The sequence below is a fragment of the Curtobacterium sp. PhB146 genome, from assembly GCF_004342995.1.
GTDB lineage: Bacteria > Actinomycetota > Actinomycetes > Actinomycetales > Microbacteriaceae > Curtobacterium.
The window spans coordinates 289,493-311,615 of the sequence record NZ_SMBN01000001.1 but is presented as its reverse complement, the minus strand read 5'-3'; the positions used below and the strand labels follow the sequence as shown (position 1 = coordinate 311,615).

32 protein-coding genes are annotated in these 22,123 nt (G+C 68.6%); 31 read left to right on the top strand and 1 reads right to left on the bottom strand.

Annotated features, from left to right (window positions below; all coding sequences use genetic code 11):
* Window positions 1-131: 131 nt before the first annotated feature.
* The 23 genes from rpsJ (at window position 132) to map (ending at window position 12,687) form a co-directional block, all read left to right on the top strand.
* The gene (rpsJ, locus tag EDF33_RS01510; RefSeq protein WP_017885534.1) at window positions 132-440 is read left to right on the top strand and encodes a 30S ribosomal protein S10; all 309 of its coding nucleotides are present in this window, start codon (window positions 132-134) and stop codon (window positions 438-440) included.
* Window positions 441-452: 12 nt separating this feature from the next.
* The gene (gene rplC / locus EDF33_RS01505) at window positions 453-1,109 is read left to right on the top strand and encodes a 50S ribosomal protein L3 (protein WP_027466731.1); all 657 of its coding nucleotides are present in this window, start codon (window positions 453-455) and stop codon (window positions 1,107-1,109) included.
* 2 nt (window positions 1,110-1,111) lie between these two features.
* Window positions 1,112-1,771, top strand: coding sequence for a 50S ribosomal protein L4 (gene rplD, locus EDF33_RS01500; protein WP_111083469.1), 660 nt, complete (start codon window positions 1,112-1,114; stop codon window positions 1,769-1,771).
* Window positions 1,768-2,067 carry a 50S ribosomal protein L23 gene (gene rplW, locus EDF33_RS01495; protein ID WP_111083468.1) on the top strand — a complete coding sequence of 100 codons (300 nt, stop codon included), beginning with the start codon at window positions 1,768-1,770 and terminating at the stop codon, window positions 2,065-2,067. The genes rplD and rplW overlap by 4 nt, the downstream gene beginning before the upstream one ends.
* A gap of 18 nt (window positions 2,068-2,085) precedes the next feature.
* Window positions 2,086-2,925: a 50S ribosomal protein L2 gene (gene rplB / locus EDF33_RS01490; RefSeq protein WP_111083467.1), complete on the top strand. Its 840-nt coding sequence runs from the start codon at window positions 2,086-2,088 to the stop codon at window positions 2,923-2,925.
* Between the two features lie 11 nt (window positions 2,926-2,936).
* Window positions 2,937-3,218, top strand: a complete 282-nt coding sequence (rpsS, locus tag EDF33_RS01485; protein ID WP_017885529.1) for a 30S ribosomal protein S19 — start codon at window positions 2,937-2,939, stop codon at window positions 3,216-3,218.
* Between the two features lie 25 nt (window positions 3,219-3,243).
* Entirely contained in the window at window positions 3,244-3,636 is a 393-nt protein-coding gene (gene rplV, locus EDF33_RS01480; protein WP_111083466.1) for a 50S ribosomal protein L22, read from the top strand.
* Window positions 3,636-4,448, top strand: a complete 813-nt coding sequence (rpsC, locus tag EDF33_RS01475) for a 30S ribosomal protein S3 (RefSeq protein WP_017885527.1) — start codon at window positions 3,636-3,638, stop codon at window positions 4,446-4,448. The genes rplV and rpsC overlap by 1 nt, the downstream gene beginning before the upstream one ends.
* A 2-nt stretch (window positions 4,449-4,450) precedes the next feature.
* Window positions 4,451-4,870, top strand: coding sequence for a 50S ribosomal protein L16 (gene rplP / locus EDF33_RS01470; protein ID WP_111083465.1), 420 nt, complete (start codon window positions 4,451-4,453; stop codon window positions 4,868-4,870).
* Window positions 4,870-5,190, top strand: coding sequence for a 50S ribosomal protein L29 (rpmC, locus tag EDF33_RS20650; protein ID WP_111083464.1), 321 nt, complete (start codon window positions 4,870-4,872; stop codon window positions 5,188-5,190). Before rplP ends, rpmC begins: the two co-directional genes overlap by 1 nt.
* Window positions 5,190-5,474, top strand: coding sequence for a 30S ribosomal protein S17 (gene rpsQ, locus EDF33_RS01460; RefSeq protein ID WP_111083463.1), 285 nt, complete (start codon window positions 5,190-5,192; stop codon window positions 5,472-5,474). The genes rpmC and rpsQ overlap by 1 nt, the downstream gene beginning before the upstream one ends.
* A 31-nt stretch (window positions 5,475-5,505) precedes the next feature.
* Entirely contained in the window at window positions 5,506-5,874 is a 369-nt protein-coding gene (rplN, locus tag EDF33_RS01455; protein WP_111083462.1) for a 50S ribosomal protein L14, read from the top strand.
* A gap of 3 nt (window positions 5,875-5,877) precedes the next feature.
* Window positions 5,878-6,237, top strand: a complete 360-nt coding sequence (gene rplX, locus EDF33_RS01450; RefSeq protein WP_111083461.1) for a 50S ribosomal protein L24 — start codon at window positions 5,878-5,880, stop codon at window positions 6,235-6,237.
* Entirely contained in the window at window positions 6,237-6,830 is a 594-nt protein-coding gene (rplE, locus tag EDF33_RS01445; RefSeq protein ID WP_111083460.1) for a 50S ribosomal protein L5, read from the top strand. Before rplX ends, rplE begins: the two co-directional genes overlap by 1 nt.
* A gap of 153 nt (window positions 6,831-6,983) precedes the next feature.
* On the top strand, window positions 6,984-7,382 hold the full coding sequence (gene rpsH / locus EDF33_RS01440) for a 30S ribosomal protein S8 (protein WP_017885519.1): 399 nt from the start codon (window positions 6,984-6,986) through the stop codon (window positions 7,380-7,382).
* Window positions 7,383-7,388: 6 nt separating this feature from the next.
* Window positions 7,389-7,925, top strand: coding sequence for a 50S ribosomal protein L6 (gene rplF / locus EDF33_RS01435; RefSeq protein WP_111083459.1), 537 nt, complete (start codon window positions 7,389-7,391; stop codon window positions 7,923-7,925).
* 2 nt (window positions 7,926-7,927) lie between these two features.
* Window positions 7,928-8,302 carry a 50S ribosomal protein L18 gene (rplR, locus tag EDF33_RS01430; protein WP_031259041.1) on the top strand — a complete coding sequence of 125 codons (375 nt, stop codon included), beginning with the start codon at window positions 7,928-7,930 and terminating at the stop codon, window positions 8,300-8,302.
* The gene (gene rpsE / locus EDF33_RS01425) at window positions 8,299-9,144 is read left to right on the top strand and encodes a 30S ribosomal protein S5 (RefSeq protein WP_131877654.1); all 846 of its coding nucleotides are present in this window, start codon (window positions 8,299-8,301) and stop codon (window positions 9,142-9,144) included. The genes rplR and rpsE overlap by 4 nt, the downstream gene beginning before the upstream one ends.
* Window positions 9,144-9,329: a 50S ribosomal protein L30 gene (rpmD, locus tag EDF33_RS01420; RefSeq protein WP_173168934.1), complete on the top strand. Its 186-nt coding sequence runs from the start codon at window positions 9,144-9,146 to the stop codon at window positions 9,327-9,329. The genes rpsE and rpmD overlap by 1 nt, the downstream gene beginning before the upstream one ends.
* On the top strand, window positions 9,326-9,790 hold the full coding sequence (gene rplO, locus EDF33_RS01415) for a 50S ribosomal protein L15 (protein WP_027466723.1): 465 nt from the start codon (window positions 9,326-9,328) through the stop codon (window positions 9,788-9,790). The genes rpmD and rplO overlap by 4 nt, the downstream gene beginning before the upstream one ends.
* A gap of 147 nt (window positions 9,791-9,937) precedes the next feature.
* Window positions 9,938-11,260 carry a preprotein translocase subunit SecY gene (gene secY, locus EDF33_RS01410; RefSeq protein ID WP_111083457.1) on the top strand — a complete coding sequence of 441 codons (1,323 nt, stop codon included), beginning with the start codon at window positions 9,938-9,940 and terminating at the stop codon, window positions 11,258-11,260.
* Window positions 11,257-11,847 carry an adenylate kinase gene (locus tag EDF33_RS01405; RefSeq protein WP_123293144.1) on the top strand — a complete coding sequence of 197 codons (591 nt, stop codon included), beginning with the start codon at window positions 11,257-11,259 and terminating at the stop codon, window positions 11,845-11,847. The genes secY and EDF33_RS01405 overlap by 4 nt, the downstream gene beginning before the upstream one ends.
* A 6-nt stretch (window positions 11,848-11,853) precedes the next feature.
* Window positions 11,854-12,687: a type I methionyl aminopeptidase gene (gene map, locus EDF33_RS01400; RefSeq protein ID WP_123293145.1), complete on the top strand. Its 834-nt coding sequence runs from the start codon at window positions 11,854-11,856 to the stop codon at window positions 12,685-12,687.
* A gap of 129 nt (window positions 12,688-12,816) precedes the next feature.
* Here the strand turns inward: map and EDF33_RS01395 are convergent, their stop codons facing one another.
* Complete coding sequence (locus EDF33_RS01395) at window positions 12,817-14,103, bottom strand: LCP family protein (RefSeq protein WP_165901022.1); 1,287 nt, start codon at window positions 14,101-14,103, stop codon at window positions 12,817-12,819.
* A 294-nt stretch (window positions 14,104-14,397) separates the two neighbouring features.
* On the opposite strand from EDF33_RS01395, the gene infA reads away from it, so the two are divergent.
* The 8 genes from infA (at window position 14,398) to EDF33_RS01355 (ending at window position 22,118) form a co-directional block, all read left to right on the top strand.
* Window positions 14,398-14,619 carry a translation initiation factor IF-1 gene (gene infA, locus EDF33_RS01390; protein ID WP_017885509.1) on the top strand — a complete coding sequence of 74 codons (222 nt, stop codon included), beginning with the start codon at window positions 14,398-14,400 and terminating at the stop codon, window positions 14,617-14,619.
* Window positions 14,620-14,689: 70 nt separating this feature from the next.
* Window positions 14,690-14,806 (top strand): 50S ribosomal protein L36, encoded by a 117-nt coding sequence (rpmJ, locus tag EDF33_RS01385; protein ID WP_071276701.1) that lies wholly within the window; start codon window positions 14,690-14,692, stop codon window positions 14,804-14,806.
* 186 nt (window positions 14,807-14,992) lie between these two features.
* Window positions 14,993-15,367, top strand: a complete 375-nt coding sequence (rpsM, locus tag EDF33_RS01380; protein WP_058728274.1) for a 30S ribosomal protein S13 — start codon at window positions 14,993-14,995, stop codon at window positions 15,365-15,367.
* Between the two features lie 9 nt (window positions 15,368-15,376).
* Window positions 15,377-15,775, top strand: coding sequence for a 30S ribosomal protein S11 (rpsK, locus tag EDF33_RS01375; protein WP_017885507.1), 399 nt, complete (start codon window positions 15,377-15,379; stop codon window positions 15,773-15,775).
* Between the two features lie 190 nt (window positions 15,776-15,965).
* Window positions 15,966-16,961 carry a DNA-directed RNA polymerase subunit alpha gene (locus EDF33_RS01370; RefSeq protein WP_071259847.1) on the top strand — a complete coding sequence of 332 codons (996 nt, stop codon included), beginning with the start codon at window positions 15,966-15,968 and terminating at the stop codon, window positions 16,959-16,961.
* Window positions 16,962-17,024: 63 nt separating this feature from the next.
* Window positions 17,025-17,594 (top strand): 50S ribosomal protein L17, encoded by a 570-nt coding sequence (gene rplQ / locus EDF33_RS01365; protein WP_131845954.1) that lies wholly within the window; start codon window positions 17,025-17,027, stop codon window positions 17,592-17,594.
* Window positions 17,595-17,751: 157 nt separating this feature from the next.
* Window positions 17,752-18,870, top strand: coding sequence for an aromatic acid exporter family protein (locus tag EDF33_RS01360; protein ID WP_123293150.1), 1,119 nt, complete (start codon window positions 17,752-17,754; stop codon window positions 18,868-18,870).
* 41 nt (window positions 18,871-18,911) lie between these two features.
* Complete coding sequence (locus tag EDF33_RS01355) at window positions 18,912-22,118, top strand: BTAD domain-containing putative transcriptional regulator (protein ID WP_131877650.1); 3,207 nt, start codon at window positions 18,912-18,914, stop codon at window positions 22,116-22,118.
* The last annotated feature ends 5 nt before the right edge of the window (window positions 22,119-22,123 follow it).

The window sequence follows — 22,123 nt, the reverse complement described above, 5'->3', positions numbered from 1 at the left end:
AGGTGAACAGCGGTCATCCCCAGCGGATGCGGCCGGTTGGTTCAGGAAAACAGCACGGTCTGCAGCAATGCGGAGCCGAGCGGCGTCAGGCGGCCTGCGGGTGCGCGGCGCAGAGAGAGGACAAGAGACACATGGCGGGACAGAAGATCCGCATCCGGCTCAAGTCGTATGACCACGAGGTCATCGACACGTCGGCCCGGAAGATCGTCGACACGGTGACCCGTGCCGGTGCAACCGTGGTCGGCCCGGTGCCACTCCCCACCGAGAAGAACGTGATCGCAGTGATCCGTTCCCCTCACAAGTACAAGGACTCGCGCGAGCACTTCGAGAAGCGCACGCACAAGCGGGTCATCGACATCGTCGACCCGACGCCGAAGGCCGTTGACTCGCTCATGCGACTCGACCTGCCGGCAGACGTCAACATCGAGATCAAGCTGTAAGGGGGCTGACCAATGGCGAACTCAACCAAGACCGTCAAGGGCCTCCTCGGCAAGAAGCTCGGGATGACCCAGGTGTGGGACGAGAACAACAAGTTCATCCCCGTCACCGTGATCGAGGTCGGCCCGAACGTGGTCACCCAGATCCGCAACGCTGAGCGCGACGGCTACGAGGCGATCCAGATCGCCGCCGGTGCCATCGACCCGCGCAAGGTCAACAAGCCGGCCGCTGGCCACTTCGAGGCCGCTGGCGTGACCCCGCGTCGCACCCTCACCGAGATCCGGACCAACGACTCCGCTGAGTACACGCTCGGCCAGGAGCTCACCGTGGACGGCACGTTCACGGCGGGCCAGAAGGTCGACGTCGTCGGTACCTCCAAGGGCAAGGGCTTCGCCGGTGTCATGAAGCGCCACGGCTTCCACGGCGTCGGCGCCTCGCACGGTGCACACCGCAACCACCGCAAGCCCGGCTCGATCGGTGCTTCCTCGACCCCGTCGCGTGTCTTCAAGGGCATGCGCATGGCCGGTCGTATGGGTGGCGACCGCGTGACCGTCCTCAACCTCACGGTGCACGCCGTCGACGCCGAGAAGGGTCTGCTGCTCGTCAAGGGCGCCGTCCCCGGTGCTCGTGGCCGCTCCGTCTTCGTCCGCACCGCCGTGAAGGGTAAGTGATCATGGCCACCACGACCGCAACCACGATCGACGTCCTCGACGCATCGGGTGTCAAGTCCGGCACCGTCGAGCTGCCCGCAGCTCTCTTCGACGTCGAGACCAACGTCCCGCTGATCCACCAGGTCGTCACCGCGCAGCTCGCAGCCGCGCGTCAGGGCACCCACAAGACCAAGAACCGCGGCGAAGTCCGCGGTGCCGGTCGCAAGCCGTTCAAGCAGAAGGGCACCGGCCGCGCCCGTCAGGGTTCCGTCCGTGCTCCCGAGCACACCGGTGGTGGCGTCGTCCACGGGCCGACCCCCCGCGACTACTCGCAGCGCACCCCCAAGAAGATGATCGCCGCAGCGCTGCTCGGCTCGCTCTCGGACCGCGCCCGCGGTGGCCGCATCTCGGCTGTCGACGGCTTCGTCGAGGCCGACGTGCCGTCGACCAAGGTCGCTCGCACGCTCCTCGAGAAGGTCGCGCCCGTCAAGCACGTGCTGATCGTGCTCGAGTCGAACGACGAGCTGACGCTCAAGTCGATCCGCAACCTGCCGAACGTCCACGCGCTCTCGTACGGCCAGCTGAACGCCTACGACGTCCTCAAGTCGGACGCCGTCGTCTTCAGCAAGAGCGCCCTCGACGCCTTCATCGCGTCGAAGACCGCGAAGGAGATCACCGCATGAGCGGCTTCAACAAGGACCCGCGCGACGTCATCATCTCGCCGGTCGTCTCGGAGAAGAGCTACGCGCTCATCGACCAGGGCAAGTACACGTTCATCGTGGACCCCCGTTCGAACAAGACCGAGATCAAGCTCGCCATCGAGAAGATCTTCGAGGTCAAGGTCGCGAGCATCAACACGCTGAACCGCCCGGGCAAGACCCGTCGCACCAAGTTCGGTCTCGGCAAGCGCAAGGACACCAAGCGCGCCATCGTGACGCTCAAGTCCGGTTCGATCGACATCTTCACGGCTGTCGGCTGAGGACCAGAGGGATAAATCATGGCTATTCGTAACTACAAGCCGACGACCCCCGGTCGTCGCGGCTCGTCGGTCGCCGACTTCGCTGAGATCACCCGTTCGACTCCGGAGAAGTCCCTGCTTCGTCCGCTGCCGAAGACCGGTGGTCGCAACAGCTCCGGCCGCATCACCACGCGTCACATCGGTGGTGGCCACAAGCGCCAGTACCGCGTGATCGACTTCCGTCGCTCCGACAAGGACGGCGTGGACGCCAAGGTCGCTCACATCGAGTACGACCCCAACCGCACTGCGCGCATCGCGCTCCTGCACTACGTGGACGGCACGAAGCGGTACATCATCGCGCCGAACAAGCTCAAGCAGGGCGACGTCATCGAGCAGGGCCCCGGCGCCGACATCAAGCCCGGCAACAACCTGCCGCTGCGCAACATCCCCGTGGGTACCGTCGTGCACGCCATCGAGCTCCGCCCCGGTGGCGGCGCGAAGATGGCCCGCTCGGCCGGCGCCTCGGTGCGTCTCGTCGCCAAGGACGGCCCCTACGCGCAGCTCCGTCTGCCGTCGGGCGAGGTCCGCAACGTCGACGCACGCTGCCGCGCCACGATCGGCGAGGTCGGCAACGCCGAGCAGTCGAACATCAACTGGGGCAAGGCCGGCCGCATGCGCTGGAAGGGCGTCCGCCCGACCGTGCGTGGTGTCGCGATGAACCCGGTCGACCACCCCCACGGTGGTGGCGAGGGCAAGACCTCCGGTGGTCGTCACCCGGTCAGCCCCTGGGGCCAGGCCGAGGGTCGCACGCGCAAGCCGAACAAGCCGAGCGACAAGCTCATCGTCCGTCGCCGTAACGCCGGCAAGAAGCGCAAGTAGGAGTTCAGAAGATGCCACGCAGTCTGAAGAAGGGCCCCTTCGTCGACGAGCACCTGCTCCGCAAGGTCGTCACGCAGAACGAGGCCAACACCAAGAACGTGATCCGTACCTGGTCGCGACGGTCGATGATCGTCCCGAACATGCTCGGTCACACCATCGCGGTGCACGACGGCCGCAAGCACATCCCGGTGTTCGTCACCGAGTCGATGGTCGGTCACAAGCTCGGCGAGTTCGCGCCGACCCGCACCTTCCGTGGTCACGTGAAGGACGACAAGAAGGGCCGTCGCCGCTAACGCGGGGACGCAGAGGAGGAACGAAATGGTGGAGTCGATCGCACGCGTGCGACACATCCGCGTCACGCCTCAGAAGGCCCGTCGCGTCATCGAGCTGATCCGCGGCAAGCAGGCCCACGAGGCGCTCGCCATCCTGAAGTTCGCCCCCCAGGGCGCTTCGGAGCCCGTGTACAAGCTGGTCGCCTCGGCGATCGCGAACGCCCGGGTGAAGGCTGACTCGACGAACAGCTTCCTCGACGAGCGCGACCTCTACGTGAGCCGCGTCTTCGTCGACGAGGGAACGACCCTGAAGCGGTTCCAGCCGCGCGCCCAGGGCCGGGCCTTCCGCATCAACAAGCGCACCAGCCACATCACGGTCGTCCTCGCGACGCCGGAAGAGGCCGAGGCTGCCGCGACGAGCAAGAAGGCGAGCAACTAATGGGCCAGAAGGTCAACCCGTACGGCTTCCGTCTCGGGATCACGACGGACCACGTCTCGCACTGGTTCACCGACAGCAAGAAGGCCGGTCAGCGCTACGCCGACTACGTGGCCGAGGACATCAAGGTGCGCGAGTACCTGAAGAAGACCCTCGACCGCGCCGGTGTCGCTCGCATCGAGCTCGAGCGCACCCGTGACCGTGTCCGCGTGGACATCCACACGGCGCGTCCGGGCATCGTCATCGGCCGCCGCGGCGCCGAGGCGGAGCGCGTTCGTGGTGAGCTCGAGAAGCTCACCAAGAAGCAGATCCAGCTGAACATCCTCGAGGTCAAGAACCCCGAGACCGAGGCCCAGCTCGTCGCGCAGGGCATCGCCGAGCAGCTCTCCGCTCGTGTCGCGTTCCGTCGCGCCATGCGCAAGGGCCTGCAGGGTGCACAGCGCGCCGGCGCCAAGGGTGTCCGCATCCAGGTGTCGGGCCGTCTCGGCGGCGCCGAGATGTCCCGTTCGGAGTTCTACCGCGAAGGCCGTGTGCCGCTGCACACCCTCCGCGCGAACATCGACTACGGCTTCTACGAGGCCCGGACCACGTTCGGCCGCATCGGCGTGAAGGTCTGGATCTACAAGGGCGACATCACGAACAAGGAGCTCGCTCGCGAGCAGGCGAACCAGCGTTCGTCGCGCCCCGAGCGTCGTGGCGGCCCGCGCGGTGAGCGTGGCGACCGTGGCGGCGACCGTCGTGGCGGCGACCGCGGTGACCGCCGCCCGCAGCAGGCCCCGCAGGACGCGCCGGCCGGCGCAGGAGTTGAGGCGTAACCATGCTTATTCCCCGTCGAGTCAAGCACCGTAAGCAGCACCACCCGAAGCGTTCGGGTCAGGCAACCGGTGGTACCAAGGTCAGCTTCGGCGACTACGGCATCCAGGCCCTCACCCCGGCGTACGTGACCAACCGTCAGATCGAGTCCGCTCGTATCGCCATGACGCGTCACATCAAGCGTGGCGGCAAGGTCTGGATCAACATCTACCCGGACCGTCCGCTCACGAAGAAGCCGGCTGAGACCCGCATGGGTTCCGGTAAGGGCTCGCCCGAGTGGTGGGTCGCCAACGTCAAGCCGGGTCGTGTGCTCTTCGAGCTCTCCGGCGTCACCGAGGACATCGCCCGTGAGGCGCTGACCCGTGCAATCCACAAGCTGCCCCTCAAGGCACGCATCATCAAGCGCGAGGAGGGCGACGCATAATGGCGATCGGTTCCAAGGAGCTCCGTCCGACGGAGCTCGACACGTTCGAGAACGAGCGTCTCGCTGACGAGCTGAAGAAGGCCAAGGAGGAACTCTTCAACCTCCGCTTCCAGTCGGCCACCGGCCAGCTGGAGAGCCACGGTCGTCTCCGTGCCGTCAAGCGCGACATCGCTCGCATCTACACCGTCCTCCGCGAGCGCGAGCTCGGCATCCGTGCCACTCCCGCGCCCGTCGAGACCGCCACCAAGGCCAAGAAGACGACGAAGAAGGCTGACAAGCCGGCTGAGTCGACCGAGGCCGAGACCGCCGAGGAGAAGTAATGGCGAACGAAGAGAAGACCTCCGCCGCCCTCACTCGCGGCTACCGCAAGACGCGTCGCGGCTACGTGACCAGCGACAAGATGGACAAGACCATCGTGGTCGAGGTCGAGGACCGCGTGAAGCACGCGCTCTACGGCAAGATCATCCGTCGCACGTCCAAGGTGAAGGCCCACGACGAGCTCGGCACCGCTGGTGTCGGCGACCTCGTCGTGATCAGCGAGACCCGTCCCCTCAGCGCTTCCAAGCGCTGGCGCCTGGTCGAGATCCTCGAGAAGGCCAAGTAGGCCTCGGCCTGCTTCGGAATAGGAGACAGCAGTGATTCAGCAGGAATCCCGCCTGAAGATCGCCGACAACACGGGTGCCAAGGAGATCTTGACCATCCGCGTGCTCGGTGGTTCGGGTCGTCGCTACGCCGGTCTCGGTGACGTCATCGTCGCCACGGTGAAGGACGCCATCCCCGGCGGCAACGTGAAGAAGGGTGACGTCGTCAAGGCGGTCATCGTTCGCACCAAGAAGGAGACTCGTCGTCAGGACGGCTCCTACATCAAGTTCGACGAGAACGCGGCAGTGATCCTCAAGGCCGACGGCGACCCGCGCGGCACGCGCATCTTCGGTCCGGTCGGTCGCGAGCTCCGTGACAAGAAGTTCATGAAGATCATCTCGCTCGCGCCGGAGGTGCTGTAAGCCATGGCGAACATCAAGAAGGGTGACCTCGTCCAGGTCATCACGGGCGCGACGCAGGAGCGTGGCGGCGACCGTGGCAAGCAGGGCAAGGTCATCGAGGTCCTCAAGGACAAGCAGCGCGTCGTCGTCGAGGGCGTGAACTTCGTCACGAAGCACGTCCGCGTCGGCCAGACGCAGCGCGGCTCGAAGACGGGTGGCATCGAGAAGCACGAAGCCTCGATCCACGTGTCCAACGTCGCTCTCGTCGACCCGAAGACGAAGAAGCCGACCCGCGTCGGCTTCCGTACCGAAGAGGTGGAGAAGGGCGGGGTCAAGAAGACCGTCCGTGTCCGCTACGCCAAGAAGTCAGGTGAAACGCTCTGATGACTGACACGACTGCAACGACTGAGGCCCCCAAGGCCCAGCCGCGCCTCAAGCAGAAGTACAAGGACGAGATCAAGGCCACGCTCACCGAGCAGTTCGGCTACGCGAACGTCAACCAGGTCCCCGGCCTGGTCAAGGTCGTCGTGAACACCGGTGTCGGCGAGGCCGCTCGCGACTCGAAGATCATCGAGGGGGCCATCAAGGACCTCACGGCGATCACGGGTCAGAAGCCCCAGGTCAACATCGCTCGCAAGTCCATCGCGCAGTTCAAGCTGCGCGAGGGTCAGGCGATCGGTGCGCACGTCACCCTCCGTGGTGACCGCGCCTGGGAGTTCCTCGACCGCCTGATCTCCCTCGCACTGCCCCGCATCCGCGACTTCCGCGGTCTCAGCGACAAGCAGTTCGACGGGAACGGCAACTACACGTTCGGTCTCTCGGAGCAGTCCGTGTTCCACGAGATCGACCAGGACCGCATCGACCGTGTCCGCGGCTTCGACATCACTGTCGTCACCACCGCGAAGACGGACGACGAGGGACGCGCGCTGCTCCGTCAGCTCGGCTTCCCGTTCCGCTCCAACGAGCAGACGGTCTAAACTACTTCGGGCGGTGCGGGCCGGAGGATTCACGTCCTCCGGCCCGCACGCACGAACACACCGATCCTGGGGAACCGCCCCGGGATCACTCGATCGCTCAGGTCGGCATTCGTGGAACGGGTGTCGAAACCAGGCGAGAAATGGACGAACATCATGACGATGACCGATCCGGTCGCAGACATGCTGACCAGATTGCGGAACGCGAACTCCGCGCACCACGACGCCGTCGCGCTCCCGAGCTCCAAGCTCAAGAAGAACATCGCCGACATCCTCAAGCGTGAGGGCTACATCAGCGAGTGGAAGGTGGAGGACGCCCGAGTCGGGCAGACCCTCACCATCGACCTGAAGTACGGCCCCGAGCGCGAGCGTTCGATCGCCGGCATCAAGCGCGTGTCGAAGCCGGGCCTCCGGGTCTACGCGAAGTCGACGGAGATCCCCCAGGTCCTCGGTGGCCTCGGCGTGGCGATCCTCTCGACCTCGTCCGGCCTGCTGACCGACCGCGAAGCCGAGCAGAAGGGCGTGGGTGGGGAAGTCCTCGCCTACGTGTGGTGATCGACAATGTCACGAATCGGACGTCTTCCCATCGACATCCCCGCCGGCGTGACCGTCTCCGTTGACGGTCAGAGCGTGGCGGTCAAGGGCCCGAAGGGCGAGCTCGCGCTCGTCATCGCGGAGCCCATCCAGGCCAAGGTCGAGGAGAACCAGGTTCTCGTCACCCGTCCGGACGACGAGCGCGAGTCGCGTTCGCTCCACGGCCTGACCCGTACCCTCATCGCCAACAACATCATCGGCGTGACCCAGGGCTACACCAAGGGCCTCGAGGTCGTCGGCACCGGTTACCGCGTGCAGGCGAAGGGCTCGAACCTCGAGTTCGCGCTCGGGTACTCCCACTCGATCACGGTCGAGCCGCCCGCGGGCATCAGCTTCGCGGTCGAGGGCAACAACAAGGTCACGGTCGCCGGCATCGACAAGCAGGCAGTCGGCGAAGTGGCGGCGAACATCCGGAAGCTCCGGAAGCCCGAGCCGTACAAGGGCAAGGGTGTCCGTTACGCCGGCGAGAACGTGCGCCGCAAGGCCGGAAAGTCAGGTAAGTGATCATGGGACTCCTCAAGACACGAGGCAAGAGCAAGGCGGCCGCCAAGGCGCGTCGTCACAACCGTCTCCGCAAGAAGATCACCGGCACCGAGGCTCGTCCCCGTCTCGCCGTCACCCGCTCGTCGCGTCACGTGTTCGTGCAGGTCATCGACGACGCGAAGGGTCACACCCTCGCAAGCGCCTCGACGATGGAGGCAGACCTCCGCTCGTTCGACGGCGACAAGACCGCCAAGGCCCGTCGCGTCGGTGAGCTCCTCGCCGAGCGCGCGAAGTCGGCTGGCGTCGAGGCCGTGGTCTTCGACCGCGGTGGCAGCAAGTACGCCGGTCGCGTCGCCGCGATCGCCGATGGTGCCCGTGAAGGAGGGCTGAACCTGTGAGCGACAACGCGAACACCAACGAAGACGCCAAGACCGAGGCCGTCGAGGCCACGGACGCCGTCGAGACCACCGAGGCGACCGCTGAGGGCACCGAGGCAACTGCTGAGGGCACCGAGGCAGCCGCTGAGGGCACCGACACCGCCGCGAAGGGCAAGGAGGCGGAGGCACCTGCCGTCGCCGAGCGTCCCGTCGAGACCGCTGCCGGTTCCGCATCGAACAACCGCGACTCGGCTGACAACCGCGGCCGTCGTGGTGGCGGTCGTGACCGTCAGCAGGGCCGCGACCGCAACAACCGCGGTGGCGACAGCCAGTTCCTCGAGCGCGTGGTGACCATCAACCGCGTGTCGAAGGTCGTCAAGGGTGGTCGTCGCTTCAGCTTCACGGCGCTCGTCGTCGTGGGTGACGGCAACGGCCTCGTGGGCGTCGGCTACGGCAAGGCCAAGGAGGTCCCCACGGCGATCTCCAAGGGTGTCGAAGAGGCGAAGAAGAACTTCTTCCGCGTCCCCCGCGTCGGCAACACCATCCCGCACCCCGTGCAGGGTGAAGCCGCTGCTGGCGTCGTCCTCCTGCGTCCGGCTGGCCCGGGTACCGGTGTCATCGCCGGTGGTCCCGTCCGCGCCGTGCTCGAGTGCGCCGGCATCCACGACGTCCTGAGCAAGTCGCTCGGTTCGTCGAACACCATCAACATCGTGCACGCGACCGTCGAGGCTCTGAAGCAGCTCGAGGAGCCCCGCGCCGTCGCGAGCCGTCGTGGCCTCGACGTCGAGCGGGTCGTCCCGGCTCGTCTGCTCCAGGCCGAGGCCGCAGCACTGCGTGCCGCGACCGAGAAGGCAGGTGCGTGATGGCGACGCTGAAGATCACGCAGATCAAGTCCGTTATCAGCGAGAAGCAGTACCAGCGCGACACGCTCCGCAGCCTGGGTCTCAAGCGCATCGGCCGTACGGTCGAGCGTGAGGACAACGCCCAGAACCGCGGGTACATCGCAACGGTGGCGCACCTCGTGAAGGTCGAGGAGGTCGACGCATGAGCGACGAGAAGAACGAGCGCGTGCAGGTGCTGAAGCTGCACCACCTCCGCCCCGCAGAGGGCGCCAAGAAGGACCGCACCCGTGTGGGTCGCGGTGAGGGCTCGAAGGGCAAGACCGCTGGGCGTGGTACCAAGGGCACGAAGGCCCGCTACCAGGTCCGGGTCGGCTTCGAGGGTGGGCAGATGCCGCTGCACATGCGCACCCCGAAGCTCCGCGGGTTCAAGAACCCGTTCCGGGTCGAGTACCAGGTCGTGAACCTGGACAAGATCTCGGAGCTCTACCCCGATGGTGGCGACGTCACCGTTGCGGGCCTGGTCGCCAAGGGCGCCGTCCGCAAGAACGAGAAGGTCAAGGTTCTCGGTCAGGGTGACATCACCGTGAAGATCACGGTCACGGTCGACAAGGTCTCGGCGTCCGCCGCCGAGAAGATCGTGGCTGCTGGCGGCACCGTCTCCCAGTAACCCCCGTCGGCGGCCCGTGCGTTTGCGCACGGGCCGCCGTTACGGTTTCCTTGACAGTGGCCGGCATCCGCCAGCCTGGTCGGCCCTGCCGACCGACACCGGAACGGCCGCGATCGACGGCCCCGGTCCCAGAAGTTCGGAGTCCTCGTGTTCAGAGCGGTCGCGCGCATCATGCGCACCCCTGATCTTCGCAAGAAGATCGGCTTCACCCTCGCGATCATCGCGCTGTTCCGCCTCGGGTCGTACATCCCGGCACCGTTCGTCGACTACGCGGCCGTGCAGAGCTGTCTCGCCAGCGCCTCGTCGTCCGGCGGTCTCTACGACCTGATCAACCTGTTCTCCGGCGGCGCGCTGCTGAAGCTCTCGGTCTTCGCGCTCGGCATCATGCCGTACATCACGTCGTCGATCATCGTGCAGCTCCTGCGCGTGGTCATCCCGCACTTCGACTCCCTCTACAAGGAGGGCCAGTCCGGTCAGGCGAAGCTGACGCAGTACACGCGCTACCTCACGATCGCGCTGGGCGTGCTGCAGTCCACCACCCTGATCACGGTCGCCCGCTCGGGTGCCCTCTTCGGCACGAACGCGTCGTCCTCCTGCTCGTCGATCATCTCGAACGACAGCTGGTACGCGATCATGCTCATGGTCGTCACGCTGACCGCCGGTACCGGCCTCATCATGTGGATGGGCGAGCTCGTCACCGAGCGCGGCATCGGCAACGGCATGTCGCTCCTCATCTTCACGTCGATCGCGGCGCAGTTCCCGTCGGCGCTGTGGGCCATCGAGCAGTCGCAGTCGTTCGAGCTCTTCCTGTTCGTCATCCTGGTCGGACTGGTCATCATGATGGCCGTCGTGTTCGTCGAGCAGTCGCAGCGGCGGATCCCGGTCCAGTACGCCAAGCGCATGGTCGGCCGACGCACGTACGGCGGCAACAACACGTACATCCCGATCAAGGTGAACATGGCCGGCGTCGTGCCCGTCATCTTCGCGTCGTCGCTGCTGTACCTGCCGGCCCTGGTCGCGCAGTTCAACAAGCCCTCGGACGGCTCCGAGCCCGCGGCGTGGGTCACCTGGATCGAGAACAACCTCGTCTCCGGCGACAACCTGTTCTACATGGTGCTGTACTTCCTGCTCATCGTCGGGTTCACGTACTTCTACGTGGCGATCACCTTCAACCCCGAAGAGGTCGCCGACAACATGAAGAAGTACGGCGGGTTCATCCCCGGCATCCGTGCCGGTCGTCCGACCGCCGAGTACCTCGACTACGTCCTCACCCGGGTGACGCTGCCCGGCTCGCTCTACCTCGGTTTCATCGCGCTCATCCCGCTGGCAGCACTGGCGCTGTTCGGCGCGAACCAGAACTTCCCGTTCGGTGGCGCGAGCATCCTGATCATCGTGGGTGTCGGTCTCGAGACCGTGAAGCAGATCGACTCGCAGCTGCAGCAGCGTCACTACGAAGGGCTTCTCCGTTGAGCGCACGTCTCATCATCGTCGGACCCCCCGGAGCGGGGAAGGGCACCCAGGCCGGGCGGATCGCCGAGTCCTTCGGGATCCCGGCGGTCTCGACGGGCGACATCTTCCGCAAGAACGTCGCAGAGGGCACGCCGCTCGGTGTGCAGGCCAAGGCGATCATGGACGCCGGCGACTACGTGCCGGACTCCTTGACGAACGAGCTCGTGAAGTCGCGCCTGAACGAGGCCGACGCAGCCGAGGGGTTCCTGCTCGACGGGTACCCCCGCACGGTCGGGCAGGTCGAGTACCTCGACGCGCTGCTCGCCGAGCAGGGCACCGGGATCGACGCGGTCGTGCAGCTCGTCGCCGACCAGGACGAGCTCGTCGGCCGGTTGCTCAAGCGTGCCGAGCAGCAGGGCCGCAGTGACGACAACGAGGAGACGATCCGTCGTCGCCAGCAGGTCTACACCGAGCAGACCGCCCCGATCGTCGGTGCCTACGGCGACCGTGGTCTCGTCCTCGACGTCGACGGCCTCGGCGCGATCGACGAGGTCGGCGACCGCATCCAGGCCGCGCTGTCGGCTCGCGGGCTGACCGCGGGCGTCTGACCCGGCGTGGTCCGCTTCCGCAAGCCCTCGATCTACAAGACGCCGGACGAGCTCCGCGCCATGGTGCGCCCCGGGCTGCTGACCGCCGAGGCGCTCGACGCCGTGCGTGCGGCGATCCGTCCCGGCATCACGACGGGTGAGCTCGACGCGATCGCCGAGCGGACGATCCGCGACGGCGGAGGGATCCCGAACTTCCAGCTCGTGCCGGGCTACCGGCACACGCTGTGCGTGTCCGTGAACGACGAGATCGTGCACGGCATCCCCGGTGACCGCGTGCTCGCTCCCGGTGACATCGTGTCGGTGGACGCCGGTGCCGAGGTCGACGGCTGGAACGGCGACAGCGCGTTCACCACGGTCGTCCCCGGTGGTGACGCGGAGGTGTCCGCAGCACGCCAGACGCTCTGCGACACCACGGAGCGCTCGCTCTGGCACGGCATCGCGGCGCTCGCCCACGCGAAGAACCTGCACGAGGTCGGTTCCGCGGTCGAGGACGCGATCGACGAGACCGGCGCCTGGGGCATCGTCGAGGACTACACGGGGCACGGCATCGGTCGCTCCATGCACGAGGACCCGCCGGTCTTCAACTACCGCGTCCGCGGTGCCGGTCCGGCGGTGAAGCCCGGCCTGGTGGTGGCCATCGAGCCGATGGTCACCGCGGGCACGATCGACAGCTCGACGGACGACGACGACTGGACCGTCCGCACGATGGACGGCAAGGACGCCGCGCACTGGGAACACAGTGTCGCTGTGCACGCCGACGGCGTGTGGGTCCTGACGGCCGCCGACGGCGGCGCTGCGGGCCTGGCCCCGCTGGGCGTGACGCCCGTCCCGATCCCGTAGGACGGGCCTCCAGGCTGCCTCGGTCGCGACGGCCAGGAGGCGCGGGTCGTCCCCGCCTCGTCGCCCGCCGCGCGCAGACGCGTCTGCCCAGTGCCCGGAGGGCGCCGCGCCGTCAGCCCTGTCCGGCGGTCAGTTGCCGACGGAGCAGGTCTGCTCGGAGGCGCTCTGCCCGGTGATCGACGACGGCAGCGGGGTCGACGTCGCCGTGCTCGTGGCGGACGAGCTCGGTGCGGACGACGTCCCCGACGATGCGCCGCTCGACGCGGGCGCCGACGCTGTGTCGGACGGTGTGGTGCCGGTCGACGGTGCGGTCGTCGCGGTGCCCCCGGCGGTCGGTGACTCCTCGGACGCGCGCCCGGTGCTCGAGTCGCTCAGCGAGGACTTCACGTCGTTCTGCAGCGCCACGTTGAGCGTGTGGGCGGTCTCCTGGTCGACGATCACCCGCGCGCTGTCGTCGGGGTCGTCGGCGACGGGGTACTGCACGAAGAGCATGTTGGCGGTGCTCATGCCGCGCAGTGCCGAAGCGAGGCCGACGAGGGTGCGGGTCTGGGCCAGGCCGTCGGACAGCGTCATGTTCGACAGGGCCGCGCCGGCGAGCTTGTAGAGCGTGATGGGGTTCGACAGGGTCCCGTCGGAGGTGACCTTGCGGAGCAGCGCCGACAGGAACACCTGCTGCGAGCTGATCCGGGCCAGGTCGCTGCCGTCGCCGACGCCGTGGCGGGTGCGCAGGAAAGCGAGGGCGTCGGAGCCCTCGAGGTTGTGCGAGCCGGCCGTGAGGTGCAGCCCGGTGAAGGTGTCGTCGATGGGCTCCGCGACGCAGACGTCGACGCCGCCCAGGGCGTTCGACATCTCGATCACGCCGTCGAAGGTGATGAGCCCGGCGTAGGGGATGCTCAGGCCGGTGAGGTTCTCGACGGTGTCGACGACGCACGAGACGCCACCGTTGCCGAGCGCCGTGTTGAACATGGCGGAGGTCGAGGCCGGGTACGTCGTCCCGCTCGCGGGGTTGGTGCAGGCCGGGATCGGGACCATCAGGTCGCGGGGGAAGCTGACCGCGGTGAGCTGCTGGTGGTCCTCGGAGATGTGGATGAGCATCGTGACGTCGTTGCGGGCGCCCTCGACGTCCTCGTCGGAGTCGAACTGTCCGACGCGGGTGTCGCTGCCGATGAGCAGGATGTTCGCCCCGCCCTTGATCGCCGTGATGTCGGCGGTCTTCGCGGTGCTCTGGTCGTCGGTGCTGAGCTGCACGGTCTGCGGTGCGGTGGCCAGCTGGGCGCCGGCGATGGCGGCGACGCTCGTCCCGCTCACGAGCACGACGGCCAGCGCCGAGGCCACGACGGTCACGAGCGTGGTCCAGCCGCGACGGCGGGCCTGCTTGCCGTGTGCGGCGAAGGGGCGTCGTGTGGCGTCGGGCACGTGGTCTCCGTTCGGTGGTCCGCGCAGGGTACGTGGGCGGCGGACGTGGCTGCGGAGCAACGCTACGGTCCGGGCACAAGCTCCGGCCCGGAGCACGCCGTCAAACCACTGTGGAACACTCAGGCGTGCTCGCGGAAGCCCCAGGTGAGGGGGCGTGCCGCGCCTGCACTTGGCAATTGCGGGTTTACCACATAAGATCGATCTTTGGTGTGTCATGCCCTCTCGGGTGTGGCGACCGACCCGCAGACCGGTTCGGGGATCACACCTGTTCCACAACCAAGCGACAGTGAGGCTATGGCCAAGAAAGACGGCGTCATCGAGATCGAAGGCTCGGTGCTCGAAGCTCTGCCCAACGCGATGTTCCGCGTTGAGCTGACGAACGGACACAAGGTCCTCGCGCACATCTCCGGGAAGATGCGCCAGCACTACATCCGCATCCTCCCCGAGGACCGCGTGATCGTGGAGCTGAGCCCGTACGACCTGACCCGCGGCCGGATCGTCTACCGCTACAAGTGATCCGCGAGCTGGAAAGGAACGGCTCGGCAATCCTGCCGCGCACGAAGCCAGCGAGCACGAGGAAAGAACAATGAAGGTCAACCCCAGCGTCAAGCCCATGTGCGAGCACTGCCGAGTGATCCGCCGCAAGGGCCGCGTCATGGTGATCTGCAAGAGCAACCCGCGTCACAAGCAGCGCCAGGGCTAGTCCCGGGCGCGTGACCGGCGCCGACGCTGTCCCTCGGACAGCAGGCTGCTCGAGCACGACCCACAACTGAAGATCGACAACGCAGTACCAGAACCCGGTCGCACGACGGCCGGGGGACACCTCGGGTCGGAGGCCCGGGCACCGGTACTGCTCCACACCTCCATCGACAACAGGAGCAGCCATCACATGGCACGTCTAGCAGGCGTCGACATCCCGCGCGAGAAGCGCGTGGAGATCGCACTCACGTACATCTACGGCGTCGGCCGTACCCGCGCGGTCCAGGCACTCGCCGAGACCGGTATCTCCGGTGACATCCGCGTCAAGGACCTGACCGACGACCAGCTCGTCGCCCTCCGTGACTTCATCGAGGGCAACTTCAAGGTGGAGGGTGACCTCCGCCGCGAGGTGGCAGCCGACATCCGTCGCAAGGTCGAGATCGGTAGCTACGAGGGTCTTCGCCACCGTCGTGGTCTCCCGGTGCGCGGTCAGCGCACCAAGACCAACGCGCGTACCCGCAAGGGACCGAAGCGCACCGTGGCAGGCAAGAAGAAGGCTCGATAGGAGACCCCGATGGCTACCCCCAAGACTGCCGCGCGCAAGCCGCGCCGCAAGGAGAAGAAGAACGTCGCAGTGGGCCAGGCCCACATCAAGAGCACGTTCAACAACACGATCGTCAGCATCACCGACCCGTCGGGTGCCGTCCTCAGCTGGGCGTCCTCGGGTGCCGTGGGCTTCAAGGGTTCGCGCAAGTCGACGCCGTTCGCGGCGCAGCTCGCCGCCGAGTCCGCTGCGCGTCAGGCGCAGGAGCACGGCGTCAAGAAGGTCGACGTCTTCGTGAAGGGTCCGGGTTCGGGCCGCGAGACCGCGATCCGTTCGCTCCAGGCCGCTGGCCTCGAGGTCGGTTCGATCAACGACGTCACTCCGCAGGCGCACAACGGTTGCCGCCCGCCGAAGCGTCGTCGCGTCTGACGCGAGGAGCAACCGGCCGCGCCCTGCTCGTCCCCTGACGGGGTCGGGCAGGGCCCGCGGCCATTCCTGGTCGTTCGATCGCGCACATCGGTGCGCGTGATCACAACTCAACAGACCCGTCGGGGCCCACGCGGCCCCGTCGTACCGCCAAGTGTCATATAGCGGACACTTCGCCGAAAGGAATCCCACAGTGCTCATTGCACAGCGCCCCACCCTGACCGAGGAGTCGATCTCCGAGCACCGCTCGCGCTTCGTCATCGAGCCGCTCGAGCCGGGCTTCGGTTACACCCTCGGCAACTCGCTGCGCCGCACGCTCCTCTCCTCGATCCCCGGCGCGGCTGTCACCAGCATCCGCATCGACGGTGTCCTCCACGAATTCAGCACCGTTCCCGGTGTGAAGGAAGACGTCACCGAGATCATCCTCAACATCAAGAGCCTCGTCGTCTCCAGCGAGCACGACGAGCCGATCACCGCGTACCTGCGCAAGCAGGGTGCCGGTCAGGTCACCGCAGCGGACATCTCCGCTCCGGCCGGCGTCGAGATCCACAACCCGGAACTCGTCATCGCGACCCTGAACGACACCGCGCGGTTCGAGCTCGAGCTCACGATCGAGCGCGGCCGCGGCTACGTCTCGGCCACGCAGAACCGTTCCGAGTTCTCCGAGGCCGGTCAGATCCCGATCGACTCGATCTACTCGCCGGTCCTCAAGGTCACCTACCGCGTCGAGGCGACGCGTGCCGGTGAGCGCACGGACTTCGACCGCCTGGTCGTCGACGTCGAGTCGAAGCCGGCGATCACGCCGCGCGACGCCATCGCGTCGGCCGGTCGCACGCTGGTCGAGCTGTTCGGGCTCGCTCGCGAGCTCAACACGGCCGCAGAGGGCATCGAGATCGGCCCCGCGCCGGTCGACGCTGTCCTGTCGAACGAGCTGCAGACGCCGATCGAGGACCTCGACCTGTCGGTCCGCAGCTACAACTGCCTGAAGCGCGAGGGCATCAACACGGTGTCCGAGCTCGTCGCCCTGTCGGAGACGCAGCTCATGAACATCCGCAACTTCGGTCAGAAGTCGGTGGACGAGGTCAAGGACAAGCTCACCGAGCTCGGCCTGTCCCTCAAGGACACCGTCCCCGGATTCGACGGCGCCCACTTCTACAGCGGGTACGACGAGGACGAGTCCAACAACTGATCTCGCGCTCACGCGCAAGCGCGCTGACACCGCGCGCACCACTTTCACCACTGGAGAACTGACATGCCGAAGCCCACCAAGGGCCCCCGCCTCGGTGGCGGTCCCGCTCACGAGCGCCTGCTCCTGAGCAACCTCGCCAACGCCCTCTTCACGCACGGTCGCATCACGACCACCGAGACGAAGGCCAAGCGCCTCCGTCCGGTCGCCGAGCGGCTCATCACGTTCGCGAAGCGCGGCGACCTGCACGCTCGTCGTCGGGTCATCGCGACCCTGCGCGACAAGTCCGTCGTGCACACGCTGTTCACGGAGATCGCCCCGCAGGTCGAGGACCGTCAGGGCGGCTACACCCGCATCACGAAGCTCGGCTTCCGCAAGGGCGACAACGCCCCGCTGGCGTCGATCGAGCTCGTCCTCGAGCCGGTGTCGGGCACGCCCGCCCCGGTGAAGCGCACCGCGGCTCCGGCCGCCGCCGCTCCGGTCGAGGAGCCGGCTGCCGACGAGACCACCGAGGAGGCCCCGGTCGAGGAGACCGAGACCACCGAGGAGTCCGCGCCGGTCGAGTCGGAGACCGAGACCGAGGCTGCCGCCGAGGTCGAGGCCGACGCCGCCGAGAAGAGCGACGACACCAAGTAGGACCCCGCGTCACCACGAAGCCCCCGCGACCCAGGTCGCGGGGGCTTTGTCGCGTTCTGGAGCGCTACCCCTGCTCCCCGACGTCCGGAGAACGCAGGACCGTCGCCTTCCCAGTGGGCGCCCCGTAGCGTGTCCGCCCGACAGGGAGAGTCACCACATGGAGTTCCAACACATCGCGGGCGTCGGTCGCCGCGCGTGGCGGTGGAGCCGTACGTCCGGCACACAGCCGCGACTGCTGCACGCAGCCAAGGCCGCCGGCGCCGCGGCACTGGCCTGGTTCATCGCCAGGCACGTGCCCGGGGTCGCGTCCGACTACCCGTACTACGCACCGCTCGGGGCGATCGTCGCGATGCAGACGACGGTCTACGCGGGGCTGCGCAACGGCATCCAGACGCTCGTCGGCATCCTGCTCGGCATCGCCGTCGCGGGCTTCACGATGATCGTGGGCGACCCGGGGATCCTCGCCGTGGCCCTGGCGGTCGGCATCGGCGTGCTCGTCGGCGGGTTCCGGGTGCTCGGCGAGGGCAGCACCTGGGTCTCGACGGCGGCGTTGTTCGTGCTGCTCGTCGGCGGGGCGAACGCCGAAGGCTACTCGTTCGGGTACCTGGTGCAGATGGGCGTCGGCGTCGTCGTCGGCCTGCTCGTGAACTTCCTGGTGTTCCCACCGCTGCACTTCTGGGACGCCGAACGTCGGATCGACGAGGTGAACGCCGTGTTGGCCGAGCACCTCGAGGGGCTCGCGCGCGTGCTGGAGACCGGCAAACGCGACGAGGACGCCTGGAACCGGCAGCAGGACAAGCTCGACCGTGCGATCGCCGACGTGCGCGCGCGGGTGTCCGTCGCGCACGAGAGCCGGAAGATCAACCCCCGCGGGGCGCTCCGCGGGTCACGGGCTCGGCTCCAGCAGGACGGGGCACGCTTCCGGGCGCTCGAACGGGTCGCCTGGTACACGACGGACCTCACCGAGCTCGTCGCCCGGTCGGGTCCGGTGTCCGCGAACATCGGGCGTCCGGATCCGGCGTTCACCGAGCCCCTCACGGAGGCGCTCCGTCAGCTCGCGTGCATGATCCGCGGGGAGTGCCCCGAGGACGAAGGCGACAAGGCGATCGAGCGACTCGAGCAGGCGCTCGACGCTTCGCGCGAGAACCCCTCGCACGTCGCGGTGACGGCGTCCGCGCTCGTGGCGCTCCGCGGCATCGTGGAGTCCGAGCGCCGTGCGACGGACAACCTCGACACCCGCACGGGGCCGTCGGCGTTCCACCGTCCGCGCGGCTGACGCGAGGACCCCGTGACACCGGCGCTCCGTAGACTCGCACCGTGACCGTCCCGCCCCGAATCAACGTCCTCGGACCGGTCACGGTGACGGGTGCGGACGGCCGGCAGTCGCCGGTGCCCGGTGCGCTCGCTCGGTCGTTCGTGACGGCGCTGGTGCTCGCGCGCGGCCACGCCCTGACCACCGAGTCCCTGATCGACGACCTCTGGCCGGACGTGCAGCCGCGGGGTGCCCGTGCGGCGCTGCAGACGCTCGTGTCCCGACTGCGCCGGAGCGTGGCGGACGGCCTCGTGGTGTCGACGAGCACCGGGTACGCGTTGGGCGGCGACCCCGAGGACGTCGACCTCGCCCGCGCCGAGCGTGCGGTGGGCGAGGCAGAGCCGGCAGCGGTCCGTGCCGCCCTCGACCTCTGGCGTGGTGAACCGGGCGCCGACGTCGACGGCGACCTGGGCGCAGCACTCGCGGACCGTGCGGCAGCGCTCCGGCGGACACTCCGACGCGCGCTCGGCGGTGCACTGCTCGACGAGGGCGACGCCGACGAGGCCGCCGCACTCTGGGCAGCAGAGGCCGTCGCCAACCCCTACGACGAGGTCGCGGTCGCCGGTTCGATGCGTGCCCTCGCCGCGGCCGGCCGCACGAGCGAGGCCATCGCGGCCTTCGCAGCGCACCGTGACCGGCTCGCCGACGAACTCGGCGCCGACCCCTCGGCCGACCTGGTCCGCCTCAACGCCGAGTTGCTGCGTCGGTCCGGCCCCGCCACGGGCAGCGTCCGCCGCGTCGGCCTGCGTGCTGCGCCGAACACCTTGGTCGGGAGGGAGGCCGACCTCGCCGCCGTCTCGGACCTGCTGTCCGCCGGACGGCTCGTCACGATCCTCGGTGCGGGTGGGCTGGGGAAGACCCGCCTCGCGCAGGCGGTCGCCGCCGGCCTGCCGCCGACACAGGGCGTCGTCGTGTTCGAGCTCGCGCCGCTCGCCACGGCTGACGACGTCGTGCCAGCCCTCGGCGCGCTGCTCGGGATCGCCGAGTTCCGCTCCACCAGGTCGCTCCGGGACGCCGTCGCGGCCGACCTGCGCACCCGGGTCGTGCGGGCGCTCGCCGACGGGCCGACCGTGCTCGTCCTGGACAACTGCGAACACCTGGTGGCCGAGGTCGCCGCCTTCGCCGCGGACCTGCTCGCGACCGTGCCCGAGCTGCGGATCCTGACGACGTCACGCGCGCCGCTCGCCATCGCCGGCGAGGTCGTGGCTCCCCTCGCGCCCCTGCCCGTCGAGGCCGACGGGGCGGCCGTCCGGCTGTTCACCGAGCGGGCGCGGGCCGCACGACCCGGAGCCGTGCTGCCGGTGGACGCGGTGCGCCGGATCTGCACGCGGCTCGACGGGTCACCGCTGGCCATCGAGCTCGCGGCTGCACGCATCCGGGGGATGAGCGCCGACGAGATCGAGCGCCGGCTGGACGACCGGTTCGCGCTGCTGCGCGGCGGCGACCGGAGCGCCCCGGAGCGGCACCGCACCCTGCTCGCCGTGATCGAGTGGAGCTGGCGCCTGCTCGACGACGGGGCCCAGGACCTGTTGACCCGGCTGGCGCTCTTCCCGGACGGACTCGCGGTCGACGCCGTCGAGGCCGTCGCGGCCCCGGACCGCCGGGTGGACGCGCTCGACGACCTCGCCGAGCTCGTGGAGCAGTCGCTCGTGCAGCTCGTCGAGCAGGAGGGCGAGCCCGTGCGGTACCGGCTGCTCGAGACGGTGCGGGAGTTCGGTGCGGCCCGGCTGGGGGACCGTGGCGCCACCGAGGCCGTCCGTGCGGCCATGATCAGCTGGGGCCGTGGGTTCGCAGCCGAGCGCAACCTCCTCACCATCACGGGTTCCGCCCAGCTCGAGCGGTTCCGCGAGGTCGCCCGCGAATCCGACAACCTCGTCACGCTGCTCCGCTGGAGCCTGGCGGCCGACGACACCGCGGCGGTCGCGCACCTGTTCGCGGCCCTCGGCGGCTACTGGTCGCTGCGCGGGGCCCACGGCGAGGTCGTCGCACTCGGCCCCGAGGTCGTCCCGGTCCTGCGCCGTACCGGACCCGCGACCGAGGACCGTGCCGCGACCGTGCTCGGACTCGTCGTCACCGGCGGGTCGTCCGCGTTCAGCGACAAGCGCACCGCAGCCCTCGCCGTGTCGACCCTGCGCCGCGTGATGCGCGACGGCACGACCGGGTTCGCGGTGCTCGACGCCCAGGCAGCGCTGCTCCTCACCCTGGGGCGACCGGCCGACGGGTACGCCCTGCTCGCCCGCTACCGCGACGACCCGGAGCCCGGGGTCGCCTGCCTGGCGAACATGCTCAGCGCGCCGCTCGCCGAGAACGACGGGGAGTCCGCTGTCGCCCTGCGGTACGCGACCCGCGCCGAGACGCTCTCGCGGTCGAGCGACGACGCCTGGACCACCGGGTCGATCGCCGTCACCATGACCCAGCTCCTGGCGCAGACCGGCCGGCACGCCGACGCACTGCGGTCCGCCGAGGTCGCCCGCGAGCAACTCGAACGGTTCGGGGCCGACGACGACCTGTACGAGATCGGCTGGACCGTCGGCCTCTGCGCCGCGAGCACCGGCGACGTCGTCCGTGCCCGGCAGGTCGCCGACGACCTGCAGCACCGTCCGGTCGAGGCCCGCGGCGGGTTCGACGAGGACCGGGTGCAGATCGGCGTGCTCGCGATGGCCATCGGTGCGGAGTGCTCGCGCTGGGAAGGAGCCCTCGACGACGCTGCGGCGGAGTACGCCCGCGCCTGGGACTCCGTGCTGCCCCTGCGGAAGCAGACGCCGCACTGGACGCTCATGGCGGGCTCGGCGCGGATCGCGGCGCGGGACGAGGCGGCGGTGCACCGGTCCGACGGAGCCGCGCCGGGCCTCCCGGTCGACGACGTGGCGGTCGCGAGACGCCTGCGCGTCGGTGCGCTCGTGATGCTGCGCGTCCACCCGTGGTGGCTGGACCTGCCCGTGATCGGGACCGCCCTGCTCGGCCTGGCGCTCGCCGCCGCCCGTGACGGACAGCCGGAGCACGCCGCTCGCTGCTGGGGGCTGGCGACCCGACTCGGTTCGCGGCAGGACTTCGGCGTGCTCGCGCACCCACGGATGCGGTCGGTGCTGGCCGACGCCCTCGGCGACGCGGTGCTGGCGGACGCCGAGACGGCCTCGGCCGGATCGAACCGGACCGAGGCCGTCTCGGAGGCGCGGCTCCTGCTCGAGGAGCTGCGGTTCCGCGCGCGCTGATCCGC